Origin of the sequence: Streptomyces sp. NPDC052721 (assembly GCF_040678315.1) — a bacterium.
Lineage (GTDB): Bacteria > Actinomycetota > Actinomycetes > Streptomycetales > Streptomycetaceae > Streptomyces.
Window position 1 is genome coordinate 35805 of the sequence record NZ_JBFATL010000049.1, and the last position, 21158, is coordinate 56962.

Annotated in this window: 16 protein-coding genes; 7 read left to right on the forward strand and 9 right to left on the reverse strand. The window is 74.7% G+C overall.

All coding sequences use genetic code 11. The features are described from left to right. Window positions 1-15: 15 nt before the first annotated feature. Window positions 16-2628, reverse strand: coding sequence for a CHAT domain-containing tetratricopeptide repeat protein (locus AB0L21_RS33665; RefSeq protein WP_365788120.1), 2613 nt, complete (start codon window positions 2626-2628; stop codon window positions 16-18). A 76-nt stretch (window positions 2629-2704) separates the two neighbouring features. On the opposite strand from AB0L21_RS33665, the gene AB0L21_RS33670 reads away from it, so the two are divergent. From AB0L21_RS33670 to AB0L21_RS33680, 3 genes are read left to right on the forward strand one after another with little or no spacing between them, the layout of a single operon-like run. Continuing rightward, a complete protein-coding gene (locus AB0L21_RS33670) occupies window positions 2705-4138 on the forward strand; it encodes a S8/S53 family peptidase (protein WP_365702093.1) in 1434 nt (477 codons plus the stop codon). Beyond that, a complete protein-coding gene (locus tag AB0L21_RS33675) occupies window positions 4135-4773 on the forward strand; it encodes a sigma-70 family RNA polymerase sigma factor (RefSeq protein ID WP_365702095.1) in 639 nt (212 codons plus the stop codon). Before AB0L21_RS33670 ends, AB0L21_RS33675 begins: the two co-directional genes overlap by 4 nt. Then, window positions 4770-5243 (forward strand): hypothetical protein, encoded by a 474-nt coding sequence (locus AB0L21_RS33680; RefSeq protein ID WP_365788121.1) that lies wholly within the window; start codon window positions 4770-4772, stop codon window positions 5241-5243. The genes AB0L21_RS33675 and AB0L21_RS33680 overlap by 4 nt, the downstream gene beginning before the upstream one ends. An 809-nt stretch (window positions 5244-6052) precedes the next feature. Here AB0L21_RS33680 and AB0L21_RS33685 read toward each other — a convergent pair. The 6 genes from AB0L21_RS33685 to AB0L21_RS33710 form a co-directional block, all read right to left on the reverse strand. After that, window positions 6053-6844: an N-formylglutamate amidohydrolase gene (locus AB0L21_RS33685; protein WP_365788122.1), complete on the reverse strand. Its 792-nt coding sequence runs from the start codon at window positions 6842-6844 to the stop codon at window positions 6053-6055. A gap of 230 nt (window positions 6845-7074) precedes the next feature. Continuing rightward, window positions 7075-9294 carry an NADP-dependent isocitrate dehydrogenase gene (locus AB0L21_RS33690; protein WP_365788123.1) on the reverse strand — a complete coding sequence of 740 codons (2220 nt, stop codon included), beginning with the start codon at window positions 9292-9294 and terminating at the stop codon, window positions 7075-7077. 37 nt (window positions 9295-9331) lie between these two features. Next, window positions 9332-9763 carry a DUF4186 domain-containing protein gene (locus AB0L21_RS33695; RefSeq protein WP_365702101.1) on the reverse strand — a complete coding sequence of 144 codons (432 nt, stop codon included), beginning with the start codon at window positions 9761-9763 and terminating at the stop codon, window positions 9332-9334. A gap of 42 nt (window positions 9764-9805) precedes the next feature. Beyond that, window positions 9806-10897 (reverse strand): mechanosensitive ion channel family protein, encoded by a 1092-nt coding sequence (locus AB0L21_RS33700; protein ID WP_365788124.1) that lies wholly within the window; start codon window positions 10895-10897, stop codon window positions 9806-9808. 189 nt (window positions 10898-11086) lie between these two features. Next, entirely contained in the window at window positions 11087-12625 is a 1539-nt protein-coding gene (locus tag AB0L21_RS33705) for an amino acid permease (RefSeq protein ID WP_365788125.1), read from the reverse strand. Window positions 12626-12763: 138 nt separating this feature from the next. Further along, entirely contained in the window at window positions 12764-13750 is a 987-nt protein-coding gene (locus AB0L21_RS33710) for a hypothetical protein (RefSeq protein WP_365788126.1), read from the reverse strand. A 300-nt stretch (window positions 13751-14050) separates the two neighbouring features. On the opposite strand from AB0L21_RS33710, the gene AB0L21_RS33715 reads away from it, so the two are divergent. From AB0L21_RS33715 to AB0L21_RS33725, 3 genes are read left to right on the forward strand one after another with little or no spacing between them, the layout of a single operon-like run. Beyond that, window positions 14051-15481 carry an FGGY family carbohydrate kinase gene (locus tag AB0L21_RS33715; protein WP_365788127.1) on the forward strand — a complete coding sequence of 477 codons (1431 nt, stop codon included), beginning with the start codon at window positions 14051-14053 and terminating at the stop codon, window positions 15479-15481. Next, entirely contained in the window at window positions 15478-16881 is a 1404-nt protein-coding gene (locus tag AB0L21_RS33720; protein ID WP_365788128.1) for an FAD-dependent oxidoreductase, read from the forward strand. Before AB0L21_RS33715 ends, AB0L21_RS33720 begins: the two co-directional genes overlap by 4 nt. Continuing rightward, on the forward strand, window positions 16878-18104 hold the full coding sequence (locus tag AB0L21_RS33725; protein WP_365788129.1) for an FAD-dependent oxidoreductase: 1227 nt from the start codon (window positions 16878-16880) through the stop codon (window positions 18102-18104). Before AB0L21_RS33720 ends, AB0L21_RS33725 begins: the two co-directional genes overlap by 4 nt. Window positions 18105-18131: 27 nt before the next feature. Here the strand turns inward: AB0L21_RS33725 and AB0L21_RS33730 are convergent, their stop codons facing one another. Both AB0L21_RS33730 and AB0L21_RS33735 read right to left on the reverse strand, forming a co-directional pair. Continuing rightward, window positions 18132-18896 carry a crotonase/enoyl-CoA hydratase family protein gene (locus AB0L21_RS33730; protein WP_365788130.1) on the reverse strand — a complete coding sequence of 255 codons (765 nt, stop codon included), beginning with the start codon at window positions 18894-18896 and terminating at the stop codon, window positions 18132-18134. Window positions 18897-18972: 76 nt separating this feature from the next. After that, on the reverse strand, window positions 18973-19944 hold the full coding sequence (locus AB0L21_RS33735) for an NADP-dependent oxidoreductase (RefSeq protein WP_365702117.1): 972 nt from the start codon (window positions 19942-19944) through the stop codon (window positions 18973-18975). Window positions 19945-20072: 128 nt separating this feature from the next. On the opposite strand from AB0L21_RS33735, the gene AB0L21_RS33740 reads away from it, so the two are divergent. Continuing rightward, window positions 20073-21059 carry a helix-turn-helix domain-containing protein gene (locus tag AB0L21_RS33740; protein WP_365702119.1) on the forward strand — a complete coding sequence of 329 codons (987 nt, stop codon included), beginning with the start codon at window positions 20073-20075 and terminating at the stop codon, window positions 21057-21059. Window positions 21060-21158 lie beyond the last annotated feature (99 nt).

Sequence of the window (21158 nt, forward strand, 5' to 3'; positions counted from 1 at the left end):
AGTACGCGGCTTGGCTCACGCCGCTCCGAACGCGGCGAACGCCCAGCCCGTCGCCTGGTGGACCGCGTCGCCCGGCAGGGCCGTACGGGCGTCTCTCAGGGCCTCGGCCAGGGAGAGGCCCGCGCCGAGGCCCTTGTGCAGGGCCAGCATCAGCGGCACCACCGCCGCGTCGTTGACCGGGGCGCTGCTCGCCACCACTCCGGCCGTGCCCAGCGGCAGCAACGCCGTGACCAGGCCGAGGAGTTCGTCGGCGCCGACCGAGGCGAGGCGGGCGGTGTCGCAGCTGGACAGGATGATCCGGTACGGGCTGCGGGTCAGGCGCTCGAAGTCGTGCACGATCAGCGGGCCGTCGGCCATACGGAGGGCGGAGAACAGAGGGCTGTCCGCGCGGAACGTGCCGTGCGCCGCGAGATGGGCGAGGCCCGCGCCGTCGAGTTCCGCCAGCACCCGGGGCACCTGGGCGTCCTCACCCTCCAGGACCGTCGCCGTGCCGTACCGGTCCGCCAGTTCGGGCACCTCAGCGCCGCCCGTCGCGAGGCCGGGGCCGCGCACCAGCACCGGTGGGCCGTCCGGCGGCGGCGCCGTCTCCCGGGCGCGCAGCCAGCTGCCGGCCGACGGCGACACGCTGAGCACCCGCTCCCGCAGCGCGGGCAGCAGCGCCCACGGCACCCGGTGCAGCGCGCCGGGCGGCACGATCACCACCGGGCCCGGGCCGAGGTGCCGTACCGCCCCGGCCAGCAGGAGTTCTTCCAGGCGCCGGCCTGCGGCCTCCACGAGAGGGAGCCGGGCCTCGGCGCCCGGGTGCGCGAGCCGTCGTAGCCCGGCCTGCACGTGCTCGGCCTCGGCAACGGCCTCCGCCAGCGAGCCGCCGGTGAACCGCCGTACCTTCCCCTGCCCGCACAGCAGGACGTGCACCCGGCCGTCGACCACGGCCAGTTCGACCAGCCACCCGTCACCGAGCCGGTCCAGCAGCCGGCCCACGTCGAGACGGTCGCCCGCGTCGGCGGCGGCCCCGCCCATGTGCCGGGTGCGGGAGCGGATCTCCCGTTCCAGGCGCCGCTGTTCGCGCTCCAGCGCCGGCACCGGGCGGCCCTCCATCCGGGCGGCCTCCGCGCGGGCCGCGATCTCCCGGTAGGCGGTCAGCCCGCTGTGCAGCGCCGGATCGTCGGGCGGCCGGGTCGGCGGCGCGGACAGCACGGTCGCCCGCCACCGCTCGCTCCACCCGAGCAGCCGTCGCGGACTGCCCTCGGCGAGGCTCACCTCCTGTGCCAGCGCCGCCAGTTCGGCGCCCTGCGCGGTCGCGTGGGCGCGCAGTTCCGAGGCGCCCAGCGTCATCCGGTGGTCGTCCAGCACGTCCAGTCCGCGCCGGCACGCCTCCAGCACACCGCGCCGGGAACCGGCCGCCCGCGCCCGCAGCGCCTGTGCCGCCCAGCCCGTCATCCGGGCCGGCGGCGGCCCACCGTGCCGGCTGCGGGCGGCCACCGCCAAGTGCCGTTCCGCGTCCGCCGTCCAGCCCAGCGCCAGCGCGATCCGGCCCGCGAGCAGGGAGGCCTCCGGCGCGGCCGGGGAGCCGAAGGAAGCCAGCCGCTCCGCGACCGCCGCCGCGTCCGCGACCATCCGCCCCGACCGGCGCCCGGCCGCCACCCGCGCCTCGATCAGCACCAGCCGGGCGTGCGTCTCCCACCACGTCCGGCGCTGCGCCGCGAACAGCCGTACGGCGACGGCGGCGCGGGCTATGGCGGTGTGCGCGTCCCCGGCCGAACGGGCGGCCCGCGCGGCGGCCAGCAGCAGCTCGGCCTTGCGGGTGGACTGCCCGCCGATCCGGTCCAGCAGCGCGATCGCCGTGTCCGCCTCGGCCAGCGCCTCCGGGGCGAGCCCCGCCGCCATCAGCACCTCGCAGCGCCGGATCGACAGGTTGTAGGTGGGGGTGCCCAGCTTGGCGTAGCGCTCCTCGGCCTCGTCCAGCAGCCGCAGCGCCGCGGGGATGTCCCCGGAGCGGAACGCGGCCAGGCCCCGGCTCTCCACCGCGTCCGCCTTGTCGTGCTCCTGGCCGGTGGTGTCCCACAGCCGCTCCGCCGCCGTGAAGTCCGCGACGGCCCGGTCCACCGAGCCCAGCGCCAGATGCACGGTGGCCCTCAGGGTCAGCGCCCGCGCGGTCCAGATGTCGTCGGCGACCTGCCGCAGGACGGGCAGGGCCCGCCGTACGTCCTCCAGGGCCTCCCGGTGATGCCCCAGCACCCACCACACATAGGCCCGCCGGTACAGCACCCGGGCCCGGGTGTGTCCGCTGCCCCGGGCGACCCCCCGCTCGAAGGACGCGAGCCCCTGGCGCGTGCGCCCCGCGTGCACCAGTGCGACCCCGAGGGTCGCGAGCACATCGGCCTCCCGGTCGGCCGACTCGGCGCGCGCGGCCAGGTCCCGGGCCCGCCGCAGATGCCTCAGCGCGATCCGCAGATCGCCGAAGTCCCGCTGCCAGATGCCGAGCACCTGGTGGGCGACGCTCGCGTGGACGGGTGACGGAGCGGCGCGCAGGACGTGTTCGGCACGTGCCCGGGCCTCGCCCGGGTCGGCGAACACCATGGGCAGCAGTTCGAGAACCGACTCGCTTCCCGCTGTCACGTCTCGCATGGTAGTGGCCTGTTGTATCAGACGGTGGTCCCGCGGCTCTCACTGTCGAACACCGTCTTGAGGGGGAGGACACCACATGGCACCACAGCGATTCCACGAGCAGTTCCACCACATCCAGCGCTCCCTGCCGGACGTCCCCCTCACCATGGGACCGGACGACTCCGCCGGGTACTTCTACGAGAAGGGCGTCGTCCTCGTCCGGGACGGCGAGGAGGCCCGGTTCGTCGAGGACACCGTGCGCACGCACTTCACGCAGACCCAGGGGCTCGTCCCCGACCATGTGCGCCGCGTGGGCCCGCAGGCCGGCCGCACCGGCGTCACCCGCATCCGGGTCGGCGACCCGGCCGAGGGCGAGGACAGCGTGCCGCACGCCCTGCGCGCCGTGCGGGAGGCCGAGGACCGCCAGGGCCGCCGGCTGGCCGGCCGCAACCACGTGGTGCACATCGCGGGCAACGTCAACGCCTGCCCTGGCGACGAGCCGGTGCCCGTCCCCCGCACCGAGAGCGCCAATCCCGGCCCCGCGGAGGGCAGTTACGACCCGGCCACCGCGGTCGGCGTCCTCGTGATCGACACCGGGCTGGTGCACGACCACCGCTCCTACCCGCTGCTCGCCCACACCACCGGCGACGCCCAGCTGACCGAGACCGACGCCGACGGCGTGCTGCGCCAGTACGTCGGCCACGGCACGTTCATCGCCGGCATCCTCGCGGCCGTCGCGCCCAACACCGACATCACCGTGCGCGGCACGCTCAACGACGCCGGTGCCGTCCTGGAGTCGGAGTTCGGCGCCCTGCTCTTCGACGCGGTCGACCGGGGCGGCTGGCCGGACATCATCAGCCTCTCCGCGGGCACGCCCAGCGCGGACACCGACGGCCTGATCGGGCTGGACGCGTTCATGGCGGAACTGCGCGAGCAGCGCACCCTGCTGGTGGCCGCCGCCGGCAACAACGGCAGCGACACCCCGTTCTGGCCCGCCGCCTACGCCGGCCTGCCCGAGTACGCCGACTGCGTGCTGTCGGTCGGCGCCCTCCGCGCGGACGGCGCGGCCGGGGCCTGCTTCACCAACCACGGGCCCTGGGTGCGCGTCCACACCCCCGGCGAACGCCTCACCAGCGCCCTCACCGGATTCACCGCCCCCGTGCCGTACATCTACCAGCACTCCACCTACGACTCCTGCCGGTTCGGCGACGCCGACTACGCCTGCACCTGCCAGTACCCGCGTCACACCGGCGTGCTGAGCGAGGGCCGGGAGAGCACCGGCGCCAAGCCGGACCAGGTGATGTTCGACGGCCTCGCGCAATGGAGCGGCACCTCCTTCGCCACCCCGGTGGCCGCCGGACTCGTCGCCGCCCGGATGACGGCGTACCGGGAACGCGACCCGCGCGCGGCCGGCGCCGGGCTGCTGGCGGCGGACGCGGAGCAGGCCGACGTGCGCGGGGCGCGTGTCGCGGCGCTCCTCCCGCCCACCTGGCGCCCCGTCCCGGCCGTGATCCCGGCGCTGCCCGCATGAGGGCCGGAACCCTCCGCTCCACGGCGTACGATGACAGGCCGTACACAAGGGGTGGAGCCGTGGACCGAACAGAGGTCGGCGCGTTGGTCCAGTCCGCCGTCGACGGGGACGCCGCGGCCTGGAAGGCGCTGGTGGAAGGGATGAGTCCGCTGGTGTGGTCGGTCGTGCGGGCGCACCGGCTGTCGGACGCGGACGGACACGAGGTCTTCCAGACCACCTGGTTCCGCTTCGCCCAGCACCTGGGCCGCATACGGGAACCCGACAAGGCCGGTGCCTGGCTGGCGAGCACGGCCCGGCACGAGTGCCTGAAGGTGCTCAAGGGCCTGGCGCGGCTGACCCTGACCGACGATCCACGGGTGCTGGACCGGGCCAGCGAGGACCGGACGCCGGAAGAGACGCTGATCGATTCGGAGGAGGCGGCGGACCGGGCCGAGCGGGTCCGCCGCCTGTGGCAGGAGCTGGACGGACTGGGCGAGCGCTGCCGGCAGTTGCTGCGCGTGCTGATGGCCTCGCCGCCGCCCAGCTACGGGGAGATCTCGGCCGCCCTCGGCATCGCGGTCGGCAGCATCGGCCCGCTCCGCCAGCGCTGTCTGCGCCGGCTGCGGGCCCGGATGGACGCGCGGGGTGCGGTGTGAACGGCGACGACGCGAGGCCCGAGGGCCCGGAGGAGTTCGCGGACGGGCTGCTGGAGGAGGAACTGCGCCAGGCCGCCACGGTCCTGGACCCGGTCCCGGCCGAACTGGTGCAGGCGGCGCTCGACGCGTTCGCGCTGCACGACCTGGACGCCCGGCTCGCCGAGCTCACCTTCGACTCGCTCGTGGACGCGCTTCCCGTCCGGGGAGTCACGGACGCGCCGCGCATGCTCACGTTCCGCGCGGGCGAGGTGACCGTCGACGTGGAGGTCACCGACGACGGGCTGATCGGCCAGGTGCTGCCACCGCAGTCGGCACGGATCGAGGTGCTCGGCGGCCCGCAGGCCACCCGCGCCCCGCTCACCTCGGACCCCCTCGGCCGGTTCACCAGCACCACCCCGCCGTCCGGCCCGTTCGCCCTGCGGCTGCGGACCGGCGCGGAGGTGATCGTCACGGAGTGGCTCCGGGCCTGACCGACCGGCGCGGGCGGGGTGACGCACCGGATCCGAGGCCGACGCGACCGGGGCCCGCGTTGTGCCCCTGCCGGGGGGCCGGGGGCGGGGTGGCCGGCCCGGGGGCCGGGGGACCGCCCGCGTGCGAGGTGTGCCCGGGGGGCTGGGCCGGGGGCGGGTGGAGGTGTGCCGGGCCGGGGGGGGGACGAGCCGCGTGCGAGGTCGGGGCCGGGTGGAGGCGCGCTGGGGGACCGGCCGCGTGGGAGGTGGGCCCGCGGGGCTGAGCCGGGGGCGGGGTGGAGGTACGCCGGGGGATCGAGCCGCGTGCCGGGTTGGGGGCCGGGTGGAGGCGCGTCGGGGGATCGAGCCGGGAGGCGGGCCGGGGGCTGAGTGGAGGTGCGGCGGCGGGATCGAGCCGCGTGCCGGGCCGGTGCTGGGCCGGGGTGTGTCGGGGGATCGAGCCCGGAGGCGGGCCGGGGCTCGGGGGCCGTGGCCGGGGGCCGAGCCACGTGGGAGGTCGCGGGCCGGGTGGAGGTGTGCCGGGGACCGGCCGCGTGCTGGGCCGGGACCGGGCCGAGGTCTGCCAGGGATGGAGCCGGGAGGCGGGCCAGGGGCGGGGTGGGGGTCTGCCGGGCCGGGTGGCCGAGCCACGTGCGAGGTCGCGGGCCGGATGGAGGTGCGCCGGGGACCGACCGCATGCCGGGCCGGGGGCCGGGTCGAGGTGGGCCGGGGGCCGGGGCCGAGGGGCGTGGTCGGGGCCGGGGCGAAGGGGGGCCCGCCCCGCGGGGCCAGCCACGTGTCGGGTGGGCGCCGCGGCACCAGGCGGGTGGCTACACCGCGTCCACGAGTGCCGCCAGCGCGGTGGCGAGCCGGTCCAGGCCCGGACCGGCGGGGCCGCCCGGCTCCGTCATGTACGTGTCCCGCCGGATCTCCACCATCAGCGCGCCGACCCGGGCGTCTCTGCCGTAGAACTCCAGCGGCACGTACGTCCCGGTGAACGGGCTGTCGAGGCCCGTCTCGCCGCAGCCGGCGAACGCCTTGCGGGCGGCCTCGGTCAGCTCCGGCGGGGTGTGGAAGGCGTCCGTGCCCAGGCACACCGGCGGGCGCGGCCCGCTGCCGTGCAGTTCGTACGGGAGTGGCTGGGCCGGATACGAGTGCACGTCGATGATCACGGCACGCCCGGTCGCGGCCAGCCGGCCGGCCACCGCCTCCGTCATGGCCGCGGCGTACGGCCGGAACCAGCGGGCGAGCAGCGGCTCCGGGTCGGTGTCGGCGGGCCGCAGCTCGCCCTTGTGCGTGGTCCGCGTGTACACGGCGCCCATGCCGACGGCGAGCATTTCCTCCCGCTCGTCCGGGAACCGCTCCGGGTCCACCACCAGCCGCGACAGCCGGTTCACGAACCGCCAGGGCCGGAGCCCGGCGAGCGCGGCGGCCCGCTCGGCGATCTCGGCGGTGTGCGCGTCCGTGATGTGGTCCAGCTCCCGCTCCAGCTCGGCGTCGTCCAGCCCGATGCCGGCGCGTACGTCCTCCGGTATGGCCCGTGCCGAGTGCGGCACATGCAGCAGCACCGGCGAGTCGGCGGCACCGGGGAGGAGGTCGAACGAGGGGGTGCTCTGGGACACCGGCTGCTCCTGGGGTGTTGGGGGCGTGCACGATCAAGGTGCCATACGGCACCGACAACGGCTCCCGCCCCGCATGCCTCCGCCCCGCATGCCTCCGCCCCGCATGCCTCCGCCCCGCATGCCTCCGCCCCGCATGCCTCCGCCCCGGCCGGGGGTTTCCCGGCCGGGGCGGAGGACACGTCACCTCGGCGGCTCAGGCGCCGCAGGCACCGGCTCAGGCGCCGCAGGCACTAGCTGAGGGACGCCAGCGCCTCGTTCCAGGTGGCCGACGGGCGCATGACCGCGTCCGCCTTGGCCTTGTCGACCTGGTAGTAGCCGCCGATGTCGGCGGGCCGGCCCTGGACGGCGTTCAGCTCCTCGACGATCTTCTGCTCGTTCGCGGCGAGGGTCTCGGCGAGCGGCGCGAACGCCTTGGCCAGGTCGGCGTCGTCGGTCTGCTTGGCCAGCTCCTGCGCCCAGTACAGGGACAGGTAGAAGTGGCTGCCGCGGTTGTCGATGCCGCCGACGCGACGGGTCGGGGACTTGTCCTCGTTGAGGAAGGTCGCCGTGGCGCGGTCCAGGGTGTCGGCGAGGACCTTGGCGCGGGTGTTGCCGGTGGCCGCCGCGTACTGCTCGAAGGACGGCACCAGGGCGAAGAACTCACCGAGGGAGTCCCAGCGCAGGTAGTTCTCCTTGACCAGCTGCTGGACGTGCTTCGGCGCGGAGCCGCCGGCGCCCGTCTCGAACAGGCCGCCGCCCGCCATCAGCGGGACGACCGACAGCATCTTGGCGCTGGTGCCCAGCTCCAGGATGGGGAAGAGGTCGGTCAGGTAGTCGCGCAGCACGTTGCCGGTCACCGAGATGGTGTTCTCGCCGCGGCGGATGCGCTCCACCGACAGCTTGGTGGCCTCGACCGGGGACAGGATGCGGATGTCCAGGCCCTCGGTGTCGTGCTCCGGCAGGTACTGCTTGACCTTGGCGATCAGCTGCGCGTCGTGGGCGCGCGTCTCGTCCAGCCAGAACACCGCCGGGTCGCCGGTGGCGCGGGCGCGGGTGACGGCCAGCTTGACCCAGTCGCGGATCGGGTCGTCCTTGGTCTGGCAGGCGCGGAAGATGTCGCCCTGCGCGACCGGCTGCTCGATCAGCACGTTGCCGGCCTGGTCGGTCAGGCGGACCGTGCCGGCGGCCGGGATCTCGAAGGTCTTGTCGTGGGAGCCGTACTCCTCGGCCTTCTGCGCCATCAGGCCGACGTTCGGGACCGAGCCCATGGTCGACGGGTCGTAGGCGCCGTTGGCCCGGCAGTCCTCGATGACGGCCTGGTAGACACCGGCGTAGGAGGAGTCCGGGATCACGGCGAGGGCGTCGTGCTCCTGGCCGTCCGGGCCCCACATGTGGCCGGAGGTGCGGATCATGGCCGGCATCGAGGCGTCGATGATGACGTCCGACGGAACGTGCAGGTTGGTGATGCCCTTGTCCGAGTCGACCATCGCCAGGTCAGGGCCCTCGGCGATCTCGGCGTCGAAGGAGGCCTTGATCTCGGCGCCCTCGGGCAGGCCCTCCAGGCCCTTCAGGATGCCGCCGAGGCCGTCGTTCGGGGTGAGGCCGGCCGCCTTGAGGGTCTCGCCGTACTTCGCGAACGTCTTCGGGAAGAAGGCGCGCACCACGTGACCGAAGATGATCGGGTCGGAGACCTTCATCATCGTGGCCTTCAGGTGCACGGAGAACAGGACGCCCTCCTGCTTGGCGCGGGCGACCTGCGCGGCCAGGAACGAGTTCAGCTCGGCGACGCGCATGACGGACGCGTCGACGACCTCGCCCGCGAGGACCGGCACGGACTCCTTCAGGACGGTGGTGGTGCCGTCCTCGCCGACCAGCTCGATCTTCAGGGCGCCGGCCTCGGAGACGACGACGGACTTCTCCGTGGAGCGGAAGTCGTTCTCGCCCATGGTCGCCACGTTGGTCTTGGACTCGCCGGTCCAGGCGCCCATGCGGTGGGGGTGGGTCTTGGCGTAGTTCTTCACCGAGGCGGGGGCACGGCGGTCGGAGTTGCCCTCACGCAGCACCGGGTTGACGGCGGAGCCCTTGATCTTGTCGTAGCGGGCGCGGATCTCGCGCTCCTCGTCGGTCTTCGGCTCGTCCGGGTAGTCCGGCAGCGCGTAGCCCTTGCCCTGCAGCTCGGCGATGGCGGCCTTCAGCTGGGGGATGGACGCCGAGATGTTCGGCAGCTTGATGATGTTGGCCGCGGGGGTCTTGGCCAGCTCGCCCAGTTCGGTCAGCGCGTCGGGGATGCGCTGGTCCTCGTTCAGGTACTCCGGGAAGACGGCGATGATGCGCCCGGCCAGCGAGATGTCACGCGTCTCCACGGGCACACCGGCCTGCGAGGCGTACGCCTGGATCACCGGCAGGAACGAATGCGTCGCCAGGGCCGGGGCCTCGTCTGTGTAGGTGTAGATGATGGTCGAGTCAGTCACCGGGTGCTCCGCTCCACGTCTGCAACATTGCTCGACATCAAGATATCTCGTGCTCGGGGTCGGCTCGACAGGGGTCCTGGCCGGAAAACGCGCCGTCCGTCATCTCGCGCGCGATCCAGCGGCTGATCACCTCCACCACGTACGCGTGTTCGGCGCGGGTCAGCGCGCGTCCCTGGGGGATGCCGTGCCAGCGCTCCAGGCAGCTCCGGCAGCAGGTGGCGGTCGCGTGCTGGGCCACGAACACCGGGTGACCGCGGTACGGCGTCTGCCGGCCGTCCTTGTACGGCGCGGCCGGCGCCAGCCGTTTCGCGATCAGGTCGTACGCGTGCCACCGCAGGGTCGCCGGGCCCTTCAGGGCGGCGGTCGCCCGGTCCCGCCCGCGCAGGTGGAACTTCGCCCGGAACGGCTGGCGCGCGAGGGCGTCCAGCCGCCGGTCGAGCGGGCGGGGGTCCGGGGCCGGGCTGGTCATGCTCCTTAGAGCATACGTGCCGGTCAGGACTTCACGGCCGGGCTACTCCGTGGCCTGCGACCCCGACACCGCGCCCTCCCCGCTGCGCTGCTGCGGGATCACCGCCGTGCCCTGCTGGAGGGAGACCGTGCGGGTGGGGGCCGGGATGCGGATGCCCTCCTCGCGGTAGCGGGGGTGCAGGCGCTTGATGAACTCGTGCTTGATCCGGTACTGGTCGCTGAACTCGCCGACGCCGAGGATCACCGTGAAGCCGATCCGGGAGTCGCCGAAGGTGTGGAAGCGGATGGCGGGCTCGTGCTCCGGTACGGCGCCCGTGACCTCCGTCATGACCTCCGTGACCACCTCGGCGGTCACCCGCTCGACGTGCTCCAGGTCGGAGTCGTAGCTCACCCCGGCCTGTACCAGCACGGTCAGTTCCTGCTCGGGCCGCGTGTAGTTGGTCATGTTGGCCTTGGCCAGCTGGCCGTTGGGGATGACCACCAGGTTGTTGGAGAGCTGGCGGACCGTCGTCTGGCGCCAGTTGATGTCCACGACGTAGCCCTCCTCGCCGCTGCTCAGCCGGATGTAGTCGCCCGGCTGGACGGTCTTGGAGGCGAGGATGTGGATGCCCGCGAAGAGGTTGGCGAGCGTGTCCTGCAGTGCCAGGGCGACCGCCAGACCGCCGACACCCAGGGCGGTGAGCAGGGGCGCTATGGAGATGCCCAGGGTCTGCAGGACGACCAGGAAGCCGATCGCCAGGACCAGGACGCGGGTGATGTTGACGAAGATGGTCGCCGAGCCCGCGACCCCGGAGCGGGACTGGGTCACCGAACGGACCAGGCCGGCGATCACCCGGGCCGCGGAGAACGTCACCATGATGATCAGCCAGACCTGGAGCGCCTGGTTCACGTGGTGCTGGACGGTCCGGGTGAGCGGCAGCACGGCCGCTGCCGCCGCCGCGCCGCCCGCGATCGCCGCCCAGGGCACGACCGAGCGCAACGCGTCCACGATGACGTCGTCGCCGCTCCAGCGGGTCCGCTTGGCGTGCCCCGCGAGCCAGCGCAGCAGGGTGCGCGACATGAAGGCGAGCACCAGGCCCGCCCCCAGGGCGATACCGGCGAGGACGAGGTCGTCCAGGGTCAGCGCGCGGTTCACCGGTCACCTCCGGGGCGTGCGGCCGCTGCGGAGGGCCGTGTGTGAAGTCTCGTCACGTTGTCACCTGCTCGATGTCCGGGATGTGCGACCACGCCGGACGGAGGAACTCCGGTGACCGGCGCGCTCGTTCATCCTGCCGTATCCGGTACGCCGGTCCGTACCGGGACCGGCGCTCTTCGGGCGGCCGGCTCAGACGATGCCCTCCGCGAGTTCCGCCTGGTCGCGGTCGCTGCCGTACGCGGCGGTGGTGGGGGTGCCGTACGACCGGCGGGCCACGTACCACCAGACGCTGGCCAGGACCAGGACCACGGCGAGGGCGACGGAGGCGTAGTTCATCGTGTCGACCGTGACCGGGGACGCCTGCGGCAGGCAGAACAGGACCGTCACGCACGCCACCCAGACCACCGCGATCCAGCCGACCGGCCTGCTCCAGCGGCCCAGTTGCCACGGACCCGGCTGGAAACGGTCGCCCGCGCGCAGCCGCAGGAACACGGGGATGGCGTAGGCCGGGGTGATGCCGATGACGTTGATGGCGGTCACCGCGTTGTACGCCGTCGCCGAGTACAGCGACGGCAGGGCGAGGACACAGGCCACGACGACGGACAGCCAGACGGCGGCGACCGGTGTCTGGGTGCGGCCGCTGACCTTGCGCCACAGGTGCGAGCCGGGCAGCGCGCCGTCCCGGCTGAACGCGAACACCATCCGGCTGGCCGCGGCGACCTCGGCGTTGCCGCAGAACAGCTGGGCGATGACGACCACGAGCAGCAGGGCGCTGGCGCCGTCGGTGCCGAGGCCGTCCAGCAGGATCTGGGCGGGCGGTACGCCGGTGCCGGTGGTGCGCGTGGCGTCGTAGTCCTGGATGGCGAAGGTGAGACCGGCGAGCAGTACGAAACCGGCCAGCCAGGACACCCAGATGGCGCGGACGATGCCGCGGGAGGCGGCCACCGAGGCGTGCGAGGTCTCCTCCGAGAGGTGGGCGGAGGCGTCGTAGCCGGAGAAGGTGTACTGCGCGAGGAGCAGGCCGATCGCCGCGACGTACAGCGGGTTCGACCAGCCGGTCTCGTTGGCGAACTTCGTGAACACGAAGGACGCCGACTGGTGGTGGTCGGGGACGATCACCAGCGCGCCGACGATCAGTGCCACGCCCGCCAGGTGCCACCACACGCTGACCGAGTTGAGCACGCTGACCAGGCGCACGCCGAACAGGTTCAGCACCGCGTGCAGCAGCAGGATGGCGCAGAAGATCAGCATCGTCCTGCCGGGCGTCGGCTCGAAGCCCCACTGGAGGTTGGCGAACGCGCCGGTGAACAGGGCGGCGCCGTAGTCGATGCCGGCGATGGCGCCGAGCAGGCCGAGCAGGTTCAGCCAGCCGGTGTACCAGCCCCAGCGCCGGCCGCCGAGCCGGTCGGCCATGTAGTACAGGGCGCCGGAGGTCGGGTAGGCGCTGGTGACCTCGGCGAGCGCGAGCCCGACGCACAGCACGAACAGGCCGACGCCGGCCCAGCCCCAGAGCATGACGGCGGGACCGCCGGTGTTCAGGCCGAAGCCGTACAGGGTCATGCAGCCGGACAGGATCGAGATCACCGAGAAGCTGATCGCGAAGTTGCCGAAGCCGCCCATGCGACGGGCCAGCACCGGCCGGTAGCCGAGTTCCCGCAGCCGCTGCTCCTCGTCCTGCTGCGGCAGTCCGGGGGACGGGGCGGGCGAGGGATCGGGGGTGGGGGACACGCGGGGACCTCCTGGATCAACGGTTGTCGAACGGGCACGTGCAACGGGTCGTCAGGGGGTGGTGCGGAGGGCAGTGCGGGGGTTTCTTCGGGGGGTGCGGAGGAGGGTGTTCAGGAGGGTCATGTGCATACGCGCTGTTCAGGGGCGGGAGCCCTCCGCGGCGGCCCGGCAGCGGTCACGGGCCTGTACGAAGATCTCCACGGCGCGGTCCCGGTCCGGGGTGCGGTACATCCAGGGCGGCGGGGTGAAATAGGGGCCGATCGCCTCGAACACCCGTGATGCTTCCGCGAATTGCAGGGAGCCCCACAGCGCGTGGGCCAGATGGTTGAGGTCCGGCAGCGCGCGCTCGGCGGGCCCTGTCCGCTCGAACCAGGAGTGCAGCGCGCGCCGCGCCTCGCGGGCCGCCTCCTCCACCACCCAGTGCAGATCCAGCGCCGCGTCGTGCCCGCTGTCCCGGCGGTAGCGCTCGACCCGGACGTACAGCGGCAGCAGGTGCAGCGCGGAGCCCGGCGGGGCCTGGCCGGCGGCCCACTGCGCGTACCCGGCGGCCTCCGCGAGCCGGCCCGAACCGCCGCGCGCGTACAGGAACTGGAGCATCCGGTGGTGGGCCTCGCGGTTGAACGGGTCGCGCTTGCCGGCCTCGGCCAGCAGCCCCCAGGGGCCCGGCGGCAGCATCGGCTCCGGCGCGGCGGCCCGGTGCTCCTCCCAGCGCTGCTCCGGGTCGAGCTGGGCCAGCGCCAGCAGACACACCCAGGGCACCGGATCCCGCGGGGCGGCCACCGTCGCCGACTGGGCGGCGTCCCATGCCTCGATCCACAACTCATGGGTACGGCGGTGTCGTTCCCGCCGGGCCCGCAGTGCGCGCTCGACGCCGACGCGGGCGTGCATCACCACCGCGTGCGCGCTGTCCGGCTCCTCGGTGAGCCAGGCCCGCACCACGTCGGTGCCGGCCGCGGCCGCCGCCAGCACCTGGGTGCGCTGGGTCCACTGCCACCACTGCGGGGTCTCCGCGAGCAGGGTGCGCATGGCCATCCAGCGGCCGGTGCGCAGGTCCTGGAGCGCGGCGCGCAGCGCGTGGTCGGGGCCGGCGGGGTCGTAGGAGGGGCGGGCTCCGTCTCTGGCCATCAGCCGCCGGCCCCCGGCCACGGGCGCACGGGCGAGGTGGCGGGATGACGTTGCAACAGCCCTCCCCTGGGCGGTGATGAAGATGTCTCGGGTGGTCGGCGGTCACTATAGAGGCGCCGGTTCCGCCGTACCATTGTTGCCAAGTCAACGACTGGCAGGGCGAGTTGGGTGTGAGGGGAAGGCCTTGACTCCGGGCCCGCGGCGGCGGCAGGCTGGCGCGGTGATCTTCACGGCCGCAGCGGAGAGCGCGGGACGGACACGGGCGCGGGGCGCTCGGCCCGCTCGCGCGGAGAACGCGCGATGACCGGGCCGGTGCTCGCCGTCGACCAGGGCACGTCCGGCACCAAGGCGCTCGTGGTCTGTCCCGAACGCGGTGTCCTCGGCACCGGGTTCGCCGAGGTGCGCCCCCGTCATCTGCCCGGCGGCCTGGTCGAGGTGGACCCGGTGCGGCTGTACGACTCGGTGGTGGAGGCCGGCCGGCGCGCGCTCGCCGAGGCCGGTGAGGACGTCGTCGCGCTCGGCCTCGCCAACCAGGGCGAGACCGTCCTCGCCTGGGATCCGGGCACCGGCCGCCCGCTGACCGACGCCCTGGTGTGGCAGGACCGCCGGGCCGAGACCGTGTGCGCCGAACTCACCGGGCACGCCGAGGAACTGCGGGAGCTGACCGGCCTTCCCCTCGATCCGTACTTCGCCGCGCCGAAGATGGCCTGGATCCGCCGCCACCTCACCCGCGACGGCGTCGTCACCACCTCCGACGCCTGGCTGGTCCACCGCCTCACCGGCGCCTTCGCCACCGACGCCGCCACCGCCGGCCGTACCCAGCTGCTCGACCTGGACCGCGCCGAGTGGTCCCCGCGCGCCCTGGACCTCTACGGCCTGGCCGGCGAACGCCTCCCCGAGGTGACCGACACCGCGCAACAGGTCGGCACCACACGCGCGTTCGGCGCCGAGATCCCGCTCACCGGACTGATCGTCGACCAGCAGGCCGCCCTGCTCGCCCAGCGCGTCACCGGGCCCGGCGCCGCCAAGTGCACCTACGGCACCGGCGCGTTCCTGCTCGCTCACAGCGGGGACCGCCCCCGGCGCGGCGCCTCCGGCCTGGTCAGCTGCGTGGCCTGGCGGCTCGCCGGACACACCAGCTACTGCCTGGACGGCCAGGTCTACACCGCCGCCTCCGCCGTCCGCTGGCTCACCGACCTCGGTGTCCTCTCCGCCGCCGCCGACCTCGACGCGGTCGGCGGCACCGTCCCCGACAGCGGCGGGGTCACCTTCGTCCCGGCCCTCGCCGGGCTCGCCGCCCCCTGGTGGCGCGGCGACCTGCGCGGCTCCCTCACCGGCCTCGGCCTCGACACCACCGCCGGCCACCTGGTGCGCGCCCTGTGCGAGGGCATCGCCGCCCAGGTCGCCGAACTCGCCGAGGCCGCCGCCGGCGACCTGGGCGCGCCCCTGACCACACTCCGCGTCGACGGCGGCCTCACCCGCTCCGCGCTTCTCATGCAGACCCAGGCCGACCTGCTGCAACGCCCCGTCGAGGTGTCCGCGCTGCCCGACGCCACCGCGCTCGGCGCCGCCGCCCTCGCCCGACTCGGCGCCGACCCGGGGCTGAGCGTCGCGGACGCCCTGCCCGACGGGAAACCCGCCGCCGTGTACGAGCCCCGCATCCCGGCCGACCAGGCCGCCGAACGCCGCGCCGGCTTCCGCGCCGCCGTCGCGGCCCTCCTCGACGCGTGACCGTCACCGCGGCCGGGCCGCTGCCCACGACGCCGTACGACGTGGCGATCGTCGGCGCCGGCGTCGTCGGCTGCGCCATCGCCCGCGAACTCGCCCGCCGGCCCCGGCTGCGCATCGCCCTGGTCGAGGCCCAGGACGACGTCGGCCAGGGCACCTCCAAGGCCAACACCGCGATCCTGCACACCGGTTTCGACGCGACCCCGGGCACCCTGGAGGCCCGCCTGGTCCGCGAGGGGTACGCGCTCCTCGGCGCGTACGCCGCCGAGACCGGCATCCCCGTCGAACGGGTCGGCGCGCTGCTGGTCGCCTGGGACGAGGAACAGCGCGCCGCACTGCCCCGGCTGGCCGAGAAGGCCCAGCGCAACGCGTACCACGACACCACCCTGCTGGGCCCCGACGAGCTGTGCGCCCGCGAACCCCACCTCGGCCCCGGCGCGCTCGGCGCCCTGCACGTCCCCGGCGAGAGCATCATCTGCCCCTGGACGACGACCCTCGCGTACGCCACCCAGGCCGTCCGCTCCGGAATCGACCTGCACCTCAACACCGCCGTGCGCCAGGTCAGTTCGGCGGACGGGCACCTGCTGACCACCAGCCGGGGCACCCTGCGCGCCCGCCACCTGGTCAACGCGGCCGGACTGCACGCCGACACCCTGGACCGCGCCCTCGGCCACGAGGACTTCACCGTCACGCCGCGCCGCGGCCAGCTCCTGGTCTACGACAAGCTCGCCCGCCCCCTCGTCCGGCACATCCTGCTGCCCGTGCCGACCGCCCTCGGCAAGGGCGTCCTCGTCGCCCCCACCGTCCACGGCAACGTCCTGCTCGGCCCCACCGCCGAGGACCTGCGCGACAAAGGGGCCACCGGATCCACCGCCGACGGACTGGCCGCGCTCCGGGACAAGGGCCGCCGCGTCCTGCCCGCCCTGCTGGAGGAGGAGGTCACCGCCGTGTACGCCGGGCTGCGCGCGGCCACCGGGCACGAGGACTACCGCATCACCGCGCACCCCGGGCAGGCGTACGTCACCGTCGGCGGCATCCGCTCCACCGGCCTGACCGCGTCCCTGGCCATCGCCGCCCACGTCACCGGCCTGCTGGCCGACGGCGGCCTCGACCTCGGCCCGGTACGGGAACCGGAGCCGGTGACCATGCCGAACCTCGGCGAGGCCTTCCCGCGCCCCTACCAGCGGCCCGACCTCATCGCCGCCGACCCCGAGTACGGCACCCTCGTCTGCCACTGCGAGCGCGTCTCCCGCGGGGAGATCCGCGACGCCCTCGCCAGTACCGTCCCGCCCCGCGGCCTGGACGGCCTGCGCCGCCGCACCCGCGCCCGGGCCGGGCGCTGCCAGGGCTTCTACTGCGGAGCGGCGGTACGGGAGTTGTTCGAGCGGGGGGCGAGGCCATGACGGCCCCGCGTCACGTGGACGTCCTCGTCGTCGGTGCCGGGCCCGCCGGGCTCGCCGCCGCCGCGCGGCTGGCCGCCGCCGGTGCCGGGCGGGTGGAGGTGCTGGAGCGGGAGACACAACCCGGCGGAGTGCCCCGGACGTGCGCGCACGGCGGCTTCGGCACCTGGACGCACCCGCTGACCGGCCCCGGGTACGCCCGCCTGCTCACACAGGCCGCCGAGCGCGCGGGCGCCACCGTCCGGACCGGCGTGACGGCGCTGGACTGGGCGTACACGGGCCCCGTGCTCACCGCCGTCGGACCCGAAGGCCCGGAGACCGTCGCGGCACGGGCGGTCGTCCTCGCCACCGGCGCTCGCGAACGCCCCCGCTCCGCCCGCCTGGTGCCCGGCACCCGCCCCGCCGGCGTCTACACCACCGGCGAAATCCAGCGGGCGGTCCACCTGTTCGGGCAGCACATCGGCACCCGCGCGGTCGTCGTCGGCGCGACGGACGTCTCCTACGCGGCGGCCGGCACCGTCCGCGCGGCCGGCGCCGAGGTCGTCGCCCTCGTCACGGATCACCCGCGCGCCCAGACCGGCCGCGCCCGCGCCCGGGCGGCCCGGCTGCGCCACGGCGTCCCGCTGCTGACCGGCACCACCGTCACCGAACTCCTCGGCCACGGACGCCTGTCCGGCGTCCGCGTCCGCCACCGGGACGGCCGTACGACCGTCCTCCCCTGTGACACCGTGGTCTTCACCGGTGATTTCGTCCCCGACCACGAACTGGCCCGGCGCGGCGGCCTCACTCTGGACCCCGGCACCCGCGGCCCCGCCGTCGCCGGCTCCCTGCACACCTCGCGCCACGGTGTCTTCGCCGCCGGCAACGTCCTGCACGCCGTGGAACCCGCCGGCACGGCCGCCCGCGAGGGCGCCCGGGCGGCCGGCGCGGTACTGGACTTCCTGGCGGGCGCGCCCTGGCCGGCCCCGGGCGTACCCCTGACCGTCGAGCCACCGCTGCGCTGGATCGCCCCGAACCGCGTCACCCCGGCCGTCCCGCCCGCCCCCCACGTCCTGCGCACCGGCGTCCTGCTGCACCGCCCGGTCCTGTACGTCCGCCAGGACGGCCGCCTCCTGCACCACGAGCGCCTGGGCACCGCCCTGCCCGACCGCACCCTGACCCTCACCGCCCGCTGGCACGGCCGCGTCGACCCCGAGGGCGGCGAGGTACGGGTGAGCACCCGCTGAGCGCGGGGCTGCCGCAGGAGCGGCGGTTCACGAGTCCGCGAACGACCCGTGCCGCCCGGCACCCGACGCGAACCGGGCGGCGCCCTCCGCGCTTTCGGCCAGCACGCCCATGCCCCACCGGAGTTCGCCGCGCAGCGCCGTCTCCACGTCCTGCCCCTCCTGGTCCAGGACCGACGCCCGGTCACCGCGCAGGCACGCCTGCGGGAAGCGGGCGATCCGTGCCGCCAGCGCCTCCGCCTCCGCGCGCGCCTGTCCGGTGGGGACCAGCCGGTTCGCCAGACCCATCTCGTACGCCTCGCGGGCCGGGACCGGGCGGCCGGTGAGGATCATGTCCAGGGCCCGGCCGGTGCCGATCAGCCGGGGCAGCCGTACCGTGCCGCCGTCGATCAGGGGCACGCCCCAGCGGCGGCAGAACACCCCGAACACCGCGTCCTCCTCGGCGACCCGCAGATCGCACCACAGGGCGAGTTCGAGGCCGCCCGCGACCGCGTGCCCGGCCACCGCCGCGATCACCGGCTTGGACAGCCGCATGCGCGTCGGACCCATCGGCCCGTCGCCGTCCTCCGCCACCCGGTTGCCGCGCTCCGTGCCGATCGCCTTCAGGTCCGCACCCGCGCAGAAAGTGCCGCCCTCGCCCCACAGCACCGCCACCCGGGCGCCGTCGTCCGCCTGGAACGCCCGGAAGGCGGCGGCCAGTTCGGCGGCCGTCGGCCCGTCCACCGCGTTGCGGGCCTCCGGCCGGGACAGGACGACCGTGGTGACGTGCTCCTGCCGTTCGATCCGCACCGGCATGCGACAACCTCCTTGATCGGCCCCGGTGTCCGGGGCGGGACGGTGATCCGTCCGCAGCCTGGCAGCCGTCCCCGGGTCAGGGGGTGACCGTGAGCACGATCTTGCCGGTGGTGCGGCCGGTCTCGCCGTACGCGTGGGCCTTGGCGACCTCCTCCAGCGGGAAGACCCGCTCCACGAGCACGCGCAGCCGGCCCGCCTCGACCAGGGAGGCGATCCCGCGCAGACCCGCGTGATCCGGCTCGACCAGCATGAACACGGCCCGCACCCCGGCCGCCTCGGCCGCCTCGGCCACCGAGGTGTCGTCCGGCGCGAGCAGCCCGACCAGCGTGCCGCCGGGCCGGAGCGTGCGCAGCGACCGGGCGAAGCTCGCGCCGCCGAGGGCGTCCACGACGACGTCGACGTCCCGGACGGTCCCGGCGACGTCCTGCACGCGGTAGTCGATCACCTCGTCGGCCCCCAGCGACCGCACCAGCTCGTGCTTGCCGGCGCTTGCCGTACCGATGACGTACGCGCCGCGGGCCTTGGCGATCTGCACCGCCAGATGGCCGACCCCGCCGGCCGCGGCGTGGATCAGGACCCGCCCGCCGGGCTGGACGTCGGCGGTGTCCACCAGGGCCTGCCACGCGGTCAGCGCGGCCAGCGGCAGCGCGCCCGCCTCGACCGGGGTGAGGCCGCGCGGGCTCGGCGCGAAGTGCCGGGCGGGGGCGACGACGTACTCGGCGTAGGCGCCCGCCTGGTGCGGGAAGCGCGGCATGCCGAACACCTCGTCACCGGGCCGGAACAGCGTCACTCCGGCGCCGACCGCCTCGACCACCCCGGCCACGTCGGAACCGAGCCGGAACGGCAGCGGCGAGCCGTCCGCGAACACGCCCCGCGCGCGGATCTTCCAGTCGGCCGGGTTCACCCCCGCCGCGCGCACCCGCACCAGGATCTCGCCCGGGCCGGGCTCCGGCCGGGGCACCTCGACGATCTGCAGGACCTCCGGCGGTCCGGCGGCCTCCTGGGAGACGGCGCGCATGGTCGGGGGGAGGAGGGTGGGCTCGGGCATGAGGAGGTTCTCCTTCTCGTGAGGGAATCGGCTGGGTGCGTGCCGGATCGTCAGGCGCCCGCCCAGGCTCTCCCGCCGGCCCGCCGCCCAGTAGTGGCCCGTTGGCCAGGGAATGAAAAGATCGGGTCATGCATCGAGTCGGTGTCCTGGCCCTGGACGGCGTTCTGCCCTTCGAACTCGGCATCCCCGAGCGGATCTTCGGCACGGCCCGTGACGCCGACGGCGGCCGGCTCTACTCCGTGACCACGTGCAGCGTGGACGGCCGCCCCGTCCGCACCCAGGCCGACTACCGGCTCACCGTCGCTCACGACGCCTCCCTGCTGACCACGGTGGACACCATCGTCGTCCCGCCGTCGCACGCGCTCGGCCCCATCCGCGAGGAGGGCCGCCTCCCCGGCCCGCTGCGTGAGGCGCTGGCCGCCCTCCGGCCGGGCACCCGGATCGTCGCGATCTGCACCGGTACGTACGTGCTGGCCGCCGCCGGACTGCTCGACGGCCGCCCCGCCACGACCCACTGGCGCGAGGCCGACCGCCTCCAGCGCATGTTCACCACCGTGCGCGTCGACCCCGACGTCCTCTTCGTCGACGACGGTGACATCCTGACCTCCGCCGGGGTCGCCGCCGGTATCGACCTGTGCCTGCACATCGTCCGCCGCGACCACGGCAGCGGCATCGCCAACGAGGTCGCCCGCCTCTGCCTGGTGCCGCCGTGGCGCGACGGCGGCCAGGCCCAGTACATCCGGCGGCCCGTGCCCGACCCCACCGCGTCCGGCACCGCCCGCACCCAGGCCTGGGCGCTGGAGCGCCTCGGCGAGCCGATCACCCTGGCGGACATGGCGGCGCACGCTCACGTCAGCGTCCGCACCTTCACGCGCCGGTTCCGCGAGGAGACCGGCACCAGCCCGGCCCGCTGGCTCGCCCTCCGGCGCGTCGACCTGGCCCGGCAACTGCTGGAGACCACGGACTGGCCCGTCGAACGGGTCGCCGCCGAGGCCGGTTTCGGCAGCGGGGTCTCGCTGCGGCAGCACCTGCACGCGACCGTCGGCGTCACCCCGCAGGCGTACCGCCGTACCTTCCGCCCGGTACCCGACGACAGGGTCACGCCGGTCGGATGACCTCCAGCCGCACCAGCGCGCCCGGCACCAGCGGCAGCCACACGGTGATGACCCGGCAGGCCAGCACCACGGCCGTGGTGCTGGCCTGCCGGGTCATCA